General features: G+C 70.2%; 12 protein-coding genes. 4 read left to right on the plus strand and 8 right to left on the minus strand.

Going from position 1 to position 15,013, the window contains the following annotated elements; translation table 11 throughout:
• Nucleotides 1–1,558 (minus strand): (Fe-S)-binding protein (locus FCG67_RS06180; protein ID WP_136908167.1); only part of this gene is annotated, 1,558 nt, incomplete at its 3' end.
• A gap of 328 nt (nt 1,559–1,886) precedes the next feature.
• Here FCG67_RS06180 and FCG67_RS06185 point away from each other — a divergent pair.
• Complete coding sequence (locus FCG67_RS06185; RefSeq protein ID WP_136908169.1) at nt 1,887–2,585, plus strand: DUF8020 domain-containing protein; 699 nt, start codon at nt 1,887–1,889, stop codon at nt 2,583–2,585.
• 451 nt (nt 2,586–3,036) lie between these two features.
• Here the strand turns inward: FCG67_RS06185 and FCG67_RS06190 are convergent, their stop codons facing one another.
• The 4 genes from FCG67_RS06190 to FCG67_RS25535 form a co-directional block, all read right to left on the minus strand.
• Nucleotides 3,037–4,335 (minus strand): S1 family peptidase, encoded by a 1,299-nt coding sequence (locus FCG67_RS06190; protein ID WP_136908171.1) that lies wholly within the window; start codon nt 4,333–4,335, stop codon nt 3,037–3,039.
• Nucleotides 4,336–4,476: 141 nt separating this feature from the next.
• Nucleotides 4,477–5,826, minus strand: coding sequence for a S1 family peptidase (locus tag FCG67_RS06195; protein WP_136908173.1), 1,350 nt, complete (start codon nt 5,824–5,826; stop codon nt 4,477–4,479).
• A 100-nt stretch (nt 5,827–5,926) separates the two neighbouring features.
• The gene (locus FCG67_RS06200) at nt 5,927–6,841 is read right to left on the minus strand and encodes a DMT family transporter (protein WP_136908175.1); all 915 of its coding nucleotides are present in this window, start codon (nt 6,839–6,841) and stop codon (nt 5,927–5,929) included.
• A gap of 32 nt (nt 6,842–6,873) precedes the next feature.
• Nucleotides 6,874–8,619, minus strand: a complete 1,746-nt coding sequence (locus tag FCG67_RS25535) for an Hsp70 family protein (RefSeq protein ID WP_169310457.1) — start codon at nt 8,617–8,619, stop codon at nt 6,874–6,876.
• Nucleotides 8,620–8,791: 172 nt separating this feature from the next.
• Between FCG67_RS25535 and FCG67_RS06210 the strand changes: the two genes are divergently transcribed.
• From FCG67_RS06210 to FCG67_RS06220, 3 genes are read left to right on the plus strand one after another with little or no spacing between them, the layout of a single operon-like run.
• On the plus strand, nt 8,792–9,832 hold the full coding sequence (locus tag FCG67_RS06210) for a Dyp-type peroxidase (protein ID WP_136908179.1): 1,041 nt from the start codon (nt 8,792–8,794) through the stop codon (nt 9,830–9,832).
• Nucleotides 9,829–10,632 carry a family 1 encapsulin nanocompartment shell protein gene (locus FCG67_RS06215; RefSeq protein ID WP_136908181.1) on the plus strand — a complete coding sequence of 268 codons (804 nt, stop codon included), beginning with the start codon at nt 9,829–9,831 and terminating at the stop codon, nt 10,630–10,632. The genes FCG67_RS06210 and FCG67_RS06215 overlap by 4 nt, the downstream gene beginning before the upstream one ends.
• Before the next feature lie 3 nt (nt 10,633–10,635).
• Nucleotides 10,636–11,151 carry a nitroreductase/quinone reductase family protein gene (locus FCG67_RS06220; RefSeq protein WP_136908183.1) on the plus strand — a complete coding sequence of 172 codons (516 nt, stop codon included), beginning with the start codon at nt 10,636–10,638 and terminating at the stop codon, nt 11,149–11,151.
• A gap of 25 nt (nt 11,152–11,176) precedes the next feature.
• Here the strand turns inward: FCG67_RS06220 and FCG67_RS06225 are convergent, their stop codons facing one another.
• The 3 genes from FCG67_RS06225 to FCG67_RS06235 all read right to left on the minus strand — a co-directional run bounded on the left by FCG67_RS06225 (nt 11,177) and on the right by FCG67_RS06235 (nt 14,975).
• Nucleotides 11,177–11,644, minus strand: coding sequence for an RDD family protein (locus tag FCG67_RS06225; RefSeq protein ID WP_136908185.1), 468 nt, complete (start codon nt 11,642–11,644; stop codon nt 11,177–11,179).
• A complete protein-coding gene (locus FCG67_RS06230; protein WP_246044903.1) occupies nt 11,641–12,414 on the minus strand; it encodes a hypothetical protein in 774 nt (257 codons plus the stop codon). Before FCG67_RS06230 ends, FCG67_RS06225 begins: the two co-directional genes overlap by 4 nt.
• Before the next feature lie 107 nt (nt 12,415–12,521).
• Entirely contained in the window at nt 12,522–14,975 is a 2,454-nt protein-coding gene (locus FCG67_RS06235; protein WP_136909006.1) for a LuxR C-terminal-related transcriptional regulator, read from the minus strand.
• Nucleotides 14,976–15,013 lie beyond the last annotated feature (38 nt).

Consider the following 15,013-nt stretch of genomic DNA (forward strand, 5'->3'; position numbering starts at 1 on the left):
GGACCATGAACTTCACGCCCGCGGTGGCGAGCAGTTCGGCGACGGCCTTGGTGGTCTTCTTGGCGCGGTCCTCGTAGGCGCCGGCGCAGCCGACCCAGAACAGGTATTCGTAGTCCTCGAAGGTGTCCGCGTCCTTGCCGTAGACGGGGATCTCGAAGTCCATCTCGTTGATCCAGTTGAGACGGTCCTTGGAGTTCTGGCCCCAGGGGTTGCCCTTGTTCTCGAGGTTCTTGAACAGGCCGGCCAGCTCGGACGGGAACTCCGATTCGATGAGCACCTGGTAGCGGCGCATGTCGATGATGTGGTCGACGTGTTCGATGTCGACGGGGCACTGCTCGACGCAGGCGCCGCAGTTGGTGCACGACCACAGGGTTTCGAGGTCGATGACCGGAGCCAGTTCGCCCTCGACGGTTTCGCCGACCAGCTTGCGGCTGGCCTCGGTGAGCGCGGCCTCGGGGATCTTTGCCAGGGCGGCCTCGTTGACGTTGCCGTCGGCGTCGACCAGGCCGATCTCGTCGCCACCCATGTCCTTGCGGCCACCGGCCAGCAGGTAGGGCGCCTTGGCGTAGCCGTGGTCGCGCAGCGACATGATCAGCAGCTTCGGCGAGAGCGGCTTGCCGGTGTTCCAGGCGGGGCACTGGCTCTGGCAGCGGCCGCACTCGGTGCAGGTGGTGAAGTCGAGCCAGCCCTTCCAGGAGAAGTCCTCGATCTGGCCTGCGCCGAGGGTGTCGGTGTCGGGGTCGACGTTGTCCATGGTCAGGGCCTTGCCCTTGGACATCATCGGCTTCGCGGCACCGAGGGCGACGCCGCCGTCGTCCTCACGCTTGAAGTAGATGTTCGGGAACGCGGAGAAGCGGTGCCAGGCGACACCCCAGGTGATGTTGCGGCCGACCATGTACAGCCAGATCATGCCGGACATCAGCTTGACGAACGCGAAGATCGAGACCATGACCGCGCTGGCGGGCAGCAGCTTGGCGACGTTCATGGTGAAGAAGTCGGTCCACGGGTTGGCGTGGCCGTAGGTGGCGATCTTGCCTGCCTTCACCATGACCATGCCGAGGCCCTCGACGAAGACGACGATCTCGACGAAGTAGGCCGGGCCGAACTTCGAGCCGCCGAAGCGCGAGAGCCGCTCCGGGATCCGCGGGTGGTTGAGCTGGCGGATCACGATCAGCACGGTGATGCCGACGATGGTGCCGATGCCGAGGAGCTCGTCCCAGAGGTGCCACATCCAGGTATCGCCGAAAATCGGCCAGTGGAACTCGGGGTTGAAGGTCTGGCCGTAGGCCTCGAACCACAACAGGGCGCCGCCGAGGAAGCCGATCATCACGAGCCAGTGCGCCCAGCCGACGGTGCGGAACTTCTGCATCCGGGTGTGCGCGATGAACTCGATGATCATCTGCTTGAAGCGGGGGACGAACGGGCGCCAGCGGTCCGGGGCTGGTTGACCGAGCTGCACCGTCTTCCCCATGGTCCAGGCCCCACTCAAGAATGAGGCCCAACACACGAGGCTGAGCAGTGCGCCGATCGTGCCCAACGTGATCGTCAGGGCGTTCATGTCACGGCCTTTCCTTCTACGACGGCAACGCCAACACGGGTTAAGTTACCCGTCGGTAGCATCCCGAGCCAACGTCGAGTCCATGGTCACATCGGCGGGAGGCCGATGCGAGGCACAGGAGTTCTCACGCTCACCGTAAATTGTGCCCCTGTGGGGGGGTCAGCGCAGGTCAACCTAACTTCGCCGGATGACCTGCGGAGAAGTGAGCGGAACGAACGGGTCGGCGGGCAATTGCTGCGCCTTGTTCTCAGAAGAATCACAGATTAGTGTCCATCGAGACTGTGTTGTGACCCATGTGTCAATTTTGGTTTCCAGAGGGGATTTGTAGATGAGGCTGAAGAAGTTCGCGGCGACGTCGCTGATGGCGATCGCGGCGCTGGGTGTGGGTGCGGGCACCTCGTACGCGGCACCGGCTGCGCCCGCGCCCGAGACCATCGACTGGAGCTCGAAGGTCGAGGGACAGTCGGTCGTGACCACCATCAACGCGGGCGGCTTCAAGGTCTCGGGTGACGGCAAGAACATCGAGCTGCAGGACAACTCCGGCAAGGCCGTCGTGAGCCTGCCGCTGGCGTTCCAGCTCAACAGCCTCAAGTTCCCGATGGAGCAGAAGATCAGCGAGGACGGCAAGACCGTCACCATGACGCCGGTCTTCGACCTCGGTAAGGCCAAGTCGGTCACCCCGGCCGATCGCGGCGACCGCACCGTCGGCAACATCGCGATCAAGGACATCGCCTCGCCGGCCGAGAACCTGAGCGCGCAGCAGACCTTCAGTGCGCAGCTCGCCGTGGCCACCGCGACCGGCGGTCTGACCGGCACCATCATCGGCTGTGTTGTCGGCTTCGTCCCCGGTCTTGCGGCGGGCATCATCGGCGCGCTGCCGGGTTGCGTCACCGGTGCGGGCATCGGCGCGATTGTCGGCACCATCGCCGTCGGTGGACCGACCCTGATCGCCGCGGGCATCGGCCTGGGCCAGACCCTGCTCGCCGAGCCGGGTACGACCATGTACGCCGAGCATCTGCAGAAGTAGTACTCGCAGAGCCACGAAAGCGGCCCATCACCTCTACGGAGGTGATGGGCCGCTTTCGTTGTCGTGGCCTCGTGGATGGCGCCTCCCGAGTGGGGTCGCCGAGGCCGCGAGCGTGGAGGGCGCGGACCAGGTCCGCACCCCCTCATCCGCTTAGGACGCGGTGCCCGCGTTCGTGGCGATCTTGACGATGTAGCCGATCGAACTCATCAAAACTGGCAGCAATGCCTCCATGGAACTTCCTTCTGTACGCCGGCGCGACTGCCCGGCAACGTTCTGACTGGGCCCCCCAGTCAGGTGTGTCGCTGGCGCGCAATCCTCCCCGCCCCAGGAACAACGGGATTCTACCGTTAACCCGCGGTTCGGTGGTGCGTTACCCCGGAATGCGAAAAGGGGCCTCGAACGCGAAAGTTCGCGTCCGAGGCCCCTTTTCATGAGGCCGTGAATCCTCGATCTAGCCCGTGCGGACCTTCAGGCCCGGGTTGGCCGCGAGGATCGCGTTGATCGGCGTCCCGTACAGCTGGGGGCTGTCACCGACCAGCGTGGTGACCACGGAGGCCAGCTCGCAGTACATCATGTCGCCCACGTTGGAAGCGCTCGAGATGCCAAGCGCCCTGGTGCCGGTCACGATGGCGCCGCCGCTGTCACCCTGCAGCGCACAGATGTTCGCGGTGAAGCCGTTCTTCAGGGTGCGGGTTCCGACGTCCACGATCTGGTTGACGGAGTTGATGGTGCCGCAGCTGAAGCCGGTGGTGAGGCCGGACTTGCACACCGGCGCCCCGACCACGGGATCGGCGGTGCCGGTGATCGGCACCGGGTTCGCGCCGGGGGCGCGGACGAAGTTGTTCTCGAAACGCTTGGCGGCGGCGTCGTCGATCTTGATCACCGAGTAGTCGAGGCCCTCGACGGTCGACTTGGCGAAGGTGCCGAAGCGATCGCCGAACGCGGCGCCGTGCGTCTCGAACGCGATCGAGGCGGTACCGGTGCCCGCGGCGTCGCGGTTCGGGTCGCAGTGGCCGGCGGAGATGTTCACCGCGCGCCCGGAACCGTCCGTGCCGTTGAAGCCGAGCGAGCAACGGAACGCACCGTCCGCGTTCTCGGCGGCGTAGGCGTCACCACCGAGGCGGGCATCGGCGGCAACGGGGCTCTCGGCGACCGGCGGCGCGGACGAGCCGAGCGCCGGGGCCAGCACGACGCGAGCGGACTCCAGGAAGTCGGGCAGCTGCAGACCCTGGCCCTCGGCGGTGTTCTGGACGCGCAACACGACGTCGTTGTTGACCGTGTCGATCGCGGCGCCGCTGATGAGACCGGACAGCGGTGCGGGGAGCTTCTCGATCCAGCTGTTCATGTGGCCGAGCTGGTCGCGCAGGGCACGCTCGCTGCGCGGCAGGTCCTTCACCTTGTAACCGGCGGCCTCGACGGCCGCGCGGGCGGCTGCCTTGTCCGGGCCGTCCGCCAGACCGATCAGCGGCGAGCCGGCCGGGTCGAGCCACGCGCCCGCGAAGGACTCGGGGAACTTCCCGCGCATCGTGTTGGCGAACTCCACCAGCTTCTGCCCGGCCTCGGCCTTGTCGAGGTACTGGGCGGGGCTGAGTCCGAGATCGCGCTGGATCGCGGCAACCAGGTCGGCGGGCAGCGCGGTCGCGGGCGCCGGAGCGGAGGGCTCCGCGTGTGCGAGGGCCGCGCCGGGCGCGATCAGGAGGAGGGCCGCAGAGCCGATCATCGCGGCACGGCGGGCGCGAACGCTACGCATGGGGACCTTTCGGATTGAGGGCATGCGGGCATGACCCATCCGTTTAGGCCGGGTCAGTTGTAGCGACTATATGGGTTACGCCCGCCGTTGCCTACCGGAAACCATCGGATGATTCGGCGCCGCGGGGGCGCCGCTGATGTATCAGGGGCGCGCGTTTCCGGCCCGGACCTGCAGGTCGAGGCCGAGAGTCGCGTTCGCGTGGTTCACGATCTTCTCGATCGGGATGCCGATGCTCGCGGTGCCGCCCTCGGGCGCCAGCACGAGGTTGGCCTCCGTGCAGTTCGGGGCGCCGCCGGAGTTGGAACCGCTGGTGATGCCGAGTGCCCTGGTCCCGGTCAGGATGGCGCCGCCGCTGTCGCCGCCGAGGGTGCAGGTGGAGCCCGCGAACCCGCGGACCAGGCGGGTGCTGCCGTCCGCCATGTGCAGCGGGGCATCGACGCTGTCGGCGAGGACCATGCCGCAGGTGAACGTGGAGGTCTGGCCGGACTTGCAGATCGGTGCGCCGATGACCGGACGCGCCGTGCCGGTCACGGTGACGGTGGTGCCGTTGGCCCCGCGGACGGTCGGCTTGTCCAGCCCGGCGGCGGTGCCCGCCTCGTTGAGCTTGATCACCGAGTAGTCCAGGCCGCCCGCGGCCTCACCCATCGAGGAGTGCCGGAAGGCGCCGATCTGCGTGCTTCGGGAGACATCCGCGAAATCGGGCAGGTAGACCGGGGCGCCTGCGGGCACCTTCGCGTTCTCCTGCGAGGGATCGCAGTGGCCCGCGCTGAGGTTGTAGGGGGCACCGGCGGAGTCGACGGCGTTGAAGCCGAACGAGCAGACCCCGATCTCGCCCGGGTCGATGTCGCGGGTGATCGGGCGCGGAGTGGCGATGTAGGTGTCGCCGCCCTGCGCGTGCGGGTCGACGGGCGGCTGGCCGCCGGGGCTCAGCACGACCTTCAGTCCGGCCAGCAGCGTCGGCAGGTTCAGTGCCCGGCCGATGGGGCTGTTCACCACATCGATGACGACCCGGTTCTCCAGCACGTCGATGGAGGTGGAGTTGATCTGCGAGGAGACGTCCTTCGGCAGTCCGAGGATCCACTTGTTGACCTCTGCCAGCGAACCCTCGAGATCCTTCGCGGACACCGCGGCGAGGTGGGTGGCATAGCCGTCGCGGGCCACCCGCTGCGCTTCGGCGGTGGTGGTGACCGCGACGACGGGAACGCCGTCGACGCCCATCCAGGAACCGGCGTAGGTGGCGGGGCTGCCCTCGCGCAGGGTCTGCGCGTAGCCGGCCAGTCGCTGAGCGGCCTCGGCACGCTCGATGTACTGCTGCGGGGTCAGCTTCAGGTCGCGGGCGATCGCGTCGACGAGTTCTGCGGGCAGCTGCTGCGCGACCTCGGCTGGCGAATTCGACTGGGGTTCATGCGGTTCGGCCTGTGCGATCGCGGAGAGCGGGAGCAGGGTGGCCGAGGCGAGGATTGCGGCGCGGAACGCCAGCGGGAGACGCATGAAGACCCTTCGTCGAGAGCGCGGATGTATCAGCGCTCCACCTTAGGGCAAGTGCGGCTCGGCCGCCCGTATGCCTGATAGACCCGTTGGCGAACCCCTTCTATGCCGTCTCGACGCTCTCGGTCGGAGCCTTCGAGGGCATCGGCCGGGAGCGCGAGACGGCCACGCCGGCCAGGCACAGCGCCCCGCCCGCGAGCGTGAGCAGGCCCGGCAGCTCGCCGAGGAACAGCCAGGCCATGACGACGACAAGAGCGGGCACGGCGTATGTCGTCGCGCCCATTCGGCCCGCCGTCGTACGGGCCAGGGCGTAGGCCCAGGTCGTGAAGGCCAGGGCGGTCGGGAACACCCCGAGGTACACCATGTTCAGCGTCGCGGAGAGGGGCGCCCGGCTCGCCTCGTGGACGAGCTGACCGGCAAACGGCAGACACGCCACCGCGCCGACGAGGCACCCGAAGGTCGTGATCTGCAGCGCGCTGCCGTGCGACAGGGCGGGCTTCTGCGCGACGACGCCGCCCGCATACGCGACGGCCGCCAGCAGGCAGAGCAGGACGCCGAGGACCGAGGAGTGCCCATCGCCGGACATCGACAGCCCGACGGCGATCGCGCCTGCGAAGGACACCGTCATGCCCGCGATCAGCCGGGGCGGCAGCGTCTCGCCGAGGAACCGGGCGCCGAGCAGGGCGATCAGGATGGGCCCGATGTTCACGATCATCGCGGCCGTACCCGCGTCGACCTCCCGCTCACCCCAGTTGAGCGCCACCATGTAGACGCCGAACCACAGGAGGCCGGACACCACGATCCCCCTCCAGGCCGCCCGCGACGGCAACCCCTCCCGCCGGATCAGCAGGACCGCGCCGAGGACGAGAGCCCCGGAGAGCAGCCGACCGAGGGCGAGCGCGCCGGGGGAGTAGGCGGCCCCGGCGCTGCGGATCGAGACGAAGGCGGAGGCCCACAGGACGATGGTGACACCGGCGGCGGCGAGCGCCAGACGCGTGGTGGCACGGGTGTTGGTCATGGGGTGACCGTAGGCAATTCGCGCCCGGTGCGTCAGGCGACGGCCGCTCCGTCAGCGGGGGTGGTCGTGGTGGTCGTCGCCTTCGGGGTGGTCGTGGTCGTTGTGGTGGTCGCCTCGGTCGTCGTGGTGGGCTTGGTTGTCGCGGTCGTCGTCTTCGGGGTGGTCGTGGTCGGCCGGTGAGACGGGCTCGGCTGGGCGGGCGGCGTCGTGACTACGGGCGGCGGGGCCTGGGTCGTCGGGGCGACGGTGGTGGTGGGCGCGGTCGAGGCGGGGCTCGATGTCTTGCTGCTCCTGGCCGTTGTGGACGCGGGGGCCTTGGTCGTTGTGGTGGTCGGCCGAAGCGAGACGGTGACCTTGGGCGTCGCGGACGGGGCGATGACGGGGACCGCGGTCGCGGGGGCATCGGTGGAGCGCAGGCTCACCACCAGACCGACCAGCGCGACGGCCAGGAGCACACCGGCAGCCGCCGTGATCGCCGTGGTGCGTTGGAATCGGAAGCGGGGCGCCGCGACGATCGGCGTCGCCGCGGCGGGGGACTGCGGTGGCACCGGGTCCAGCAGGACGGGCAGCACCGGCCGGCCGGGGCCGGCCTCGGTGAACGCGGTCGGCGGGCCCGCGACCGAGACCGCGGGCATGATCACGGTGTCGGCGTTGTCATCGATATCGGGGCGGACCGCGGCGACGGTGGTCCCGACGATCGCGGTGGCGACGGCATCGTCCGCTGCGCTCGCCACGCCGCCGGCCGCGATGATCGCGGCGCCGTGCGCGCCCGTGTATCCCGGCCGGGGCGGCAGCACCGTCGGCAGGCCGACGGTCGCCTCGGCCAGTCGCGACACCAGCGGCATCGCGGAGCCGCCGCCGGTCAGCAGCAGCGCGCACACGTCCGACAGCGCCAGGTCATGGGCGCTGATGGTCTGCTCCACGAGGTCGAGCGATCCGGTGATCGACGACTCCAGCAGCTCCTCGAGCTCGCTGCGCAGCAGGGTGACGGTGGCGGTGGCGCCCGCGAGCTCGACGGCGATCTGCATCTCGGTCGCCGTGGACAGTGCTTCCTTGGCCTCGGCGCATCGGCGCCGCAGCACCGACAGCTCGGCCCGGGTGGCCGGATCGCTCAGGTCCACCGGCCCGAGGTCGCCGGCGGCCGAGCCCAGCACGTGCTCGAGGATCGCCTGGTCGAAGATGTCGCCACCGAAGCGGGTGGTGAAGGTCGACGGCAGGAGCAGCCCGGCATCCGTACCCGTGCGCACCAGCGAGATGTCGAGCCCGGCGCCGCCGAGGTCGTAGACCGCGACGATCGCGTCGCCCAGCGTGCCGTGCGCCGCCTCGAGCCAGGCCACCGCGGCCACCGGCTCGGGGACCAGCGTCACCCCGGCCAGCCCGACGTGTGCGAGGGCGTCCCGCATCGACTGTGCGGTCGCGTCGGACCAGCGTGCGGGGTGGGTGGCGATGATCTCGGGCTGTTCGGACAGGCCGGGGAACGCCTCGGCCGCCTCGTGCACCAGGCTGTGCATGGCGGTGGCGACCAGGTCCTCGGCCAGGTACGCGGAGCCGTCGCCGATCACGAGTCCGGCCGGATCGCCTGCGTGCGCGGCGAACCCGGAGATGACGTCGGGCGCATCGAGGGGAGGACCGAGCACCGCTTCGCCCGCAGCTGTCAGCTGCAGCGTGGCGCGGCGAGTGATCGTGGCCGGCTCTGCCTCGACACGAGGACCACTCGTGGTGTGGAGGACCGCAACGGCATCGGTATTGCCGACGCCCAGCCCAAGCCCCGCGGCCATGTCTCTCCCCCATCTCATTGCTGCCGCGCTCGCCCGGGGGTTCGCGCGTCGCGCTGCCGGACCGACGCGCGATCTCGGGCGATAGCCTATCTATTCGCCTACGCTCGATCCGGAGAGCATGGACGCAAGCGGGGTGGTGATCGTCGGCCCTGCGCGAGGTACTGGGAGAAATATGACCGATCCCGAATCGCCACCTGTGCCACAGCCGGTCCTCGAGCCGCTCAGCGCGGCGGCCCTCTTCCTGGTGATGACGGCAGGTCCGGCCACCGAGGACGCGGTCACGCTCCGCGACGTGGCCTCGGACGTCGGGTCGTTGGTCCGGGCGGTGGGATTCCGGGAACTCGCCGGGTCACTGTCCTGCGTGGTGGGTTTCGGTTCGGAGTTCTGGGATCGGGTGGGCCCGAGTGACACACCGTCAGGGCTGCATCCCTTCGTCCCGCTGCGCGGGGAGGTGCACAGCGCGCCTGCCACCCCGGGGGACGTGCTGTTCCACATCAAGGCCTCGCGAGCGGACCTGTGTTTCGAGCTGGGGCGCCTGATCCTGACGGCGCTCGGCGACGCGGCGACTGTCGCGGACGAGGTGCACGGGTTCCGCTACTTCGATGCCCGCGACCTGCTCGGCTTCGTCGACGGGACCGAGAACCCGACCGGGGCGGGCGCGGGCGCGGCGGCCCTGATCGGGGCGGAGGACCCCGCGTTCACGGGCGGCAGCTACGTGATCGTCCAGAAGTACCTGCACGACATGACCGCATGGGCCGAGCTGAGCACCGAGGAGCAGGAGCGGGTGATCGGGCGGACGAAGCTCGAGAACGTCGAACTCGACGACGCGGCCCTGCCGAGCAACTCGCACGTCGCGCTCAACACCATCGTCGACGACGACGGGACCGAGCACGAGATCCTGCGCGACAACATGCCGTTCGGCTCCCTCTCCGCGGGCGAGTTCGGTACCTACTTCATCGGTTACGCGAAGGACCCCGCCGTCACGGAGCTGATGCTGCGGCACATGTTCCTCGGTGACCCCCCCGGCAACCACGACCGGATCCTGGACTTCTCCCAGGCGGCGACGGGCACCCTGTTCTTCGTGCCGAGCCAGGACCTGTTGGAGGCGCTGGCCGACATCCCCGTGCCGGACGTCGAGGAAGCGGAGCCGGAAGAGGTTGCGCCGCGTGACCTGTCCCTGAAAATCGGTGATCTCAAAGGAGTGTCGCAATGACTGATTCGAGCAATCTGCACCGGAACCTCGCGCCGGTGACCGAGGCCGCGTGGGAGCAGATCGGCGAAGAGGCCGCGCGCACCTTCAAACGCCACGTCGCCGGGCGTCGGGTGGTCGACGTGGCCGGGCCGTTCGGCTACTCCTATTCCGCACACAATCTCGGCCGGGTGCGCTCGATCACCGCATCGGACAGCAGGATTCGGGCACAGCTCCGCGAGGTGCACCCCCTCGTCGAGCTGCGCTTCCCGTTCACGCTCAGCCGTGCGGAGATCGACGACGTGGCCCGCGGGTCGCTGGACTCCGACTGGCAGCCGGTCAAGGACGCGGCCAAGGCGATCGCGTTCGCCGAGGACCGCACGGTGTTCGCCGGCTTCGAGGCGGCAGGCATCGTCGGCCTGGGACCGTCCAGCAGCAACCCGCCGCTGTCGCTGCCCGAGGAACCGCTGCTGGTTCCCGACGCCGTCGCCTCCGCGTTGTCGGCCCTGCGACTGGCAGGCGTGGAGGGACCGTATTCCCTGGTGCTCGACGCGGACACCTATACCGCGGTGAGCGAGACCAGGGACGAGGGCCACCCGGTGTTCCATCACCTCAAGGATCTCGTCGGCGACATCATCTGGGCCCCGGCGGTGGCGGGCGGCTACGTGCTGTCCACCCGCGGCGGCGACAACCAGCTCACCCTGGGGACGGACCTGTCGATCGGGTACGACAGCCACACCGCTGAGTCGGTGACGCTGTACCTGGAAGAGACGCTGACCTTTTCGTCGTTGACGGCAGAGGCCGCCGTCGTGCTGGGACGCTGACCGATGTCGGGGTCGTCGAGGTACCGCGACGTCAACCCGCTGTACCGGGCGATGCGCGACCTCGCCGGGACCAAACCGATGGCGTGGTTCTTCGCCCGCACGCTTCACCACGTCGACGGCCCCGTCTACCGGTTGACCAAGGGGCGCAACACCTTGACGACCCTCCTCACCGGACTGCCGCTGGTCATGCTCACCACCACGGGGGCGAAGAGCGGGGCGAGCCGCACCGTCCCCCTGGTGGGGATGCCGGACGGGGACCGGATCGTGGTGATCGCCTCGAACTACGGACAGCATTCGAACCCGGCCTGGTACTTCAATCTGCGCAAGCATCCCGAGGCCACGGTCACCGTCGCGGGCGGTGAGCCCCGGCAGGTAGTCGCCTACGAGGCGGAGGGGGAGGAGCGGGAGCGACTGTGGCGCATGGACCTGGAGGTCTATCCCAGCCGTGCCGCCTACAAAGAACGCGCCACCGACCGGCGGATCCCGGTGATGGTGCTCGAACCCGGGGCAGGCGGCTGAGCCCGACGACGCGAGGGCTCACCACTCAGCCGATGAGCTCGCTCGATTCCTTCCGCCAGTCGTAGACGACCCGGGTCCGCAGGACGATGTCCTGCAACGACCGGCGCCTGGGGTCGACGGCCGCCCACAGCAGGCCGACGGCGAACAGGACGCAGAGCACGGCCCGCACGGCGGCGCGGGGCAACCGGAGCAGCCGGCCCTTGGCGGTGACGACCCGTAGCCCCATCGCCACCGCGCCGACGGTGCGTCCGGTCGTGACCCAGCAGCCGGTCAGGTACACGACCGACACGGTGAGGGTGACGGTCGCCGAGGCCAGAAAAGCCGGCTCGGGGAACCGGAAGTTCTGCGGGGAGTACAGCAATCGAACCAGGGCCAGGCCCAGGTAGGTCACGCCGATGATCGTGAGGACCACCCCGAGGTCGATCACGGCGGCGATCGCGCGGGTGATGATCCCGGCAGGCCGGTGCGGAGGTTGATCGAGGTGCTCGGTCACGGCGCCGGGTCCCCGGGGCGGCCGCTGCCGATGGGCACCTCGTCGTCCGGGCCTGGGCCGCGGCCGAACAGCTTGCCCACGAAGCCGGCGACTGCGTCGTCGGCCTGCATGCCCTGGCTCCGGACCCCGCGAACCGCCTCGGAGGACAGCGAACCCGTCGACTCCCGGATGATCTCCGGCAGGTCGACGCCCTCGATGATGTCGTTGGCGAGGCCGACGAGGTCCATCCGGGCGATGATCGCGTCGACGTCGATCCGGCGCGCCACCTCGTCGAGGTCCACCCGCGCGATCTGCCTGTCGAGGTCGACGGAGTCGACGATGCCGTCCAGGTCGAGCCTGCCGATCACGGCGTCCACGTCGAGTCGGGCCGCGATGCTGTCGACGTCGATGGTGGCGGCGATCTGGTCGAGATCGAGGGACTCGGCGATCAGGTTCAAGTCGACGTTCTCGCGCACGAGGCGGGTGAGATCGACCTCGAGCAGGGCCGCCGCGACGACCTCCCTGATCACGAGGCGAATCAGGTCCTGGACGGTCGGGGCGGCGGTCCGCGCGACCTCCTCGCCGCGCGCCCGCAGCGCGTCCGTCGTGGCGTCGAGGCGCCGGGCCAATCCGGGCACCCGGCGCAGGGTGCCGAGGGCGAAACGGGCCGTCGCGCCCACCACCTCGGCCGCCGTGACCGCGGCGCCGATCGCCACGAAAACCACGTCTGCGCCGGGAAGGCTCGCCGGCGGCCGGCTCGGCGCGGGCGTGACGTGCTGGTCCGGTGACATGGTCCCTCCCAGATCGGGGTCTGACGCGAAGAGGTCAGGTCGTGATCATAGGTGTCACAGGTGGGTACGACACCGGTTGTGTCGGGGTCGTGACCCGGGCTCGGTGCTCAGCTCTCCGTGCCGTGGCCCATCGCGCGCAGCATCGACAGCATGTCCGCGCGCGAGGTGGCGTCGAGGCGACGGCGGATCCGGGCGACGTGGTGCTCGACGGTCTTCGCCGAGATGAACAGCCGGGCGCCGATGTCCCGGTAGGTCAGGCCCATCACCAACAGGTTCGCCACCTCGGCCTCGCGGTCGGTCAGGCCCGCGCTGAGTTCGCGTTCGGTCCCCGCGACGGTGCCGGGCGTCGACGACGCGGCGGGTCGCAGGGAGCGCGCGACCTGTAGCAGCGTGGTGGCGGTCCTGGTGTCGGAGGCGCGGAGCGCGGCCTCGCTGGCGAGACGGGCACCGTCCCATGGCAACCCGATACGGTCCAGGGTGCGTGCGGACTGTTCCACCACGGCCGCGTCGATCTCGCCCTGCAGCACCCGAAGCCAGGCACGGCCCGCGGCCGCGAGGCCCGCCGCGTACGGGCTGGTCTCGGCCGCGACACCGAGGGCGTTGGCGTGTGGCAGCAGTTCCGCCGGGCTCTCGGCCAGGATCGCGGCCTGCACGCCGTACCAGTGCAGGGGCGAGCCCCACAGCGTCGGTTCGCCCAGCCGGGTGAGCAGCTCGTTGGCCTGCTCGATGAGGTGCGCGAGCCGGTCGGTGTCCCGCAGCCTGGCCGCGCCCAGCCACAGTTCGCCGAGCGGGAGCAGGCTGAAGAGATCGGCCGAGTGCTCCGCGATGACGCCGTGCGCCCGCTCCCATGAGTGGGTGAGGGCTCCGATGTCCCCGACGCGTCGGGCCAGCCCGACCCGCAGCGCGGCGATGAACAGCGCGTCGCGTGGGGTGGGCTCGGCGTCCGTCGGCATCGCATCGAGCCGGGCCGTCGCGGCATCCAGGTCGCCGCGGACCATGGCGATCCAGGTCAGCAGCAACTCGTGCCGGTGGCGGGTGATGCTCTCGCGAGGCTCGGTGTCCAGTGCCCGCTGCAGCACTGCCTGGGCGCCCGCGAGTTCGCCGCACGCGATGCCCGCAAGCGCGGTGATGGCGGCGCCGCTGTCGGGCAGCAGTCGGGGCCGGGAACCGTTGGCGGACAGGGACAGCCCACGGGTCAGCGAGTTGACCGCGATGGCGACGTGGCCGTCGATCGACTGTCGCAGGCCCTGCGCGAGCAGCGCGGCGCCCGCGGACGTCGACGTCGGGGGCGCGCCCGCCTGGCGGTCCGTCATCGCCTCCGCCTGCTCCGGCCGTCCCGCAGCGAGCAGCACCGTGGCCGCGATGGGGGCGTCGGAGCCGACGCGGGCCGGGCCGAGCCACTCGTAGAGATCGGCGCTGCGGCCGAGCATGCCCTGCTGCGCCGCGACGCTCGCCGCGATCCGAACGGCCGCAGCGAGTTCGGTGTCGGTCAGGTCTGCCGCCCGTTCGAGCAGGCCGTCGGTGAGCCCGACCGCGGTGTCCAGGTCCGCGCTCAGTGCCGCCGCCTCGGACCAGCGCAGGGCGAGGGTGTTCCGATCGGCGCCCGCGCGGACGGCCTCCGCGTACAGGCTCGCGGCCAGCGCCGGCTCGGCGTGTTCGGCGGCGCCGCAGAGGAACTCGGCCAGGTCGGGATCGGTCACGCCCGCCTCGCCGTAGGCGCGGGCCGCGGGGAGGTCGAGGGTGCCGTCCGCCAGCTTCGCGCGCAGCGAGTCGGCGTGCAGCCGGGCCAGCCGCTGCGCTCCGAGCACGGCGGCCAGCGGTTCGCGGGCGACGGGCAGGAGGGTGTGGGTGACCAGTCCGGTGCCGCGCGCCCGGTCGATCAGATCCTGGGCCAGGGCCGGGTCGACGGACAGCACCCGGACGAGTTCGGCGGGGTCGGGCCCCGAGCCGATCGCGGCGATCGACAGGGTGCACAACAGGTCCGAATCGAGTTCCCCGAGACGGGCGCGCAGGTGTGCGGCCGTCGCGGCGTCGAGGGCCCGTTCCAATGCGGGCTGGGTGCGGGGCTCGGTGGGGTCGAGGCGGGACAGGGTGCCGAGCGCCGCGTCGACGGTGTGCACGCCACCCCCGGTGATCCGCAGGACAGCGGCGGCCAAGCCGATTGGAAGTCGCACGCCCAGTGTTGATTCCGCGCGCGCGACGATATCCCGCGCAGTCATCGGGTCGAGGGTCAGTGAGCCGAGCGCATCGCCGAGCGAGCGCAGGGTGCGGCTGTGCGGCCGCGGCTCGGTGGCGACGATCACGGTGATGTCCGGGCGGTGCGCGGACAGGGTCAGCGCATCGACAGCGGCGTCGGGCAGCCGATGGGCGTCGTCGACGACCAGCGCGCCGCCGGGTTCGAGCTCCGCGCTGGCCGTCGCGGCGACGGGGGTCCCGTTGGCCCGCAGCTCGTCTCGGATCGCGGCGAGCAGAATCGATTTGCCACTTCCCGCAGTGCCGCGGATCAGCATGTGCGGGTTGCCCGTTCGCGCGGCGGCGAGGAACGCCTGCGCGCCGGGCATTCCGGCGAGCGTGGCCGCTGCGGTGCCGGTGGGTTCGG

The organism is Rhodococcus oryzae (assembly GCF_005049235.1).
In the GTDB taxonomy this organism is placed as follows: domain Bacteria; phylum Actinomycetota; class Actinomycetes; order Mycobacteriales; family Mycobacteriaceae; genus Rhodococcus_G; species Rhodococcus_G oryzae.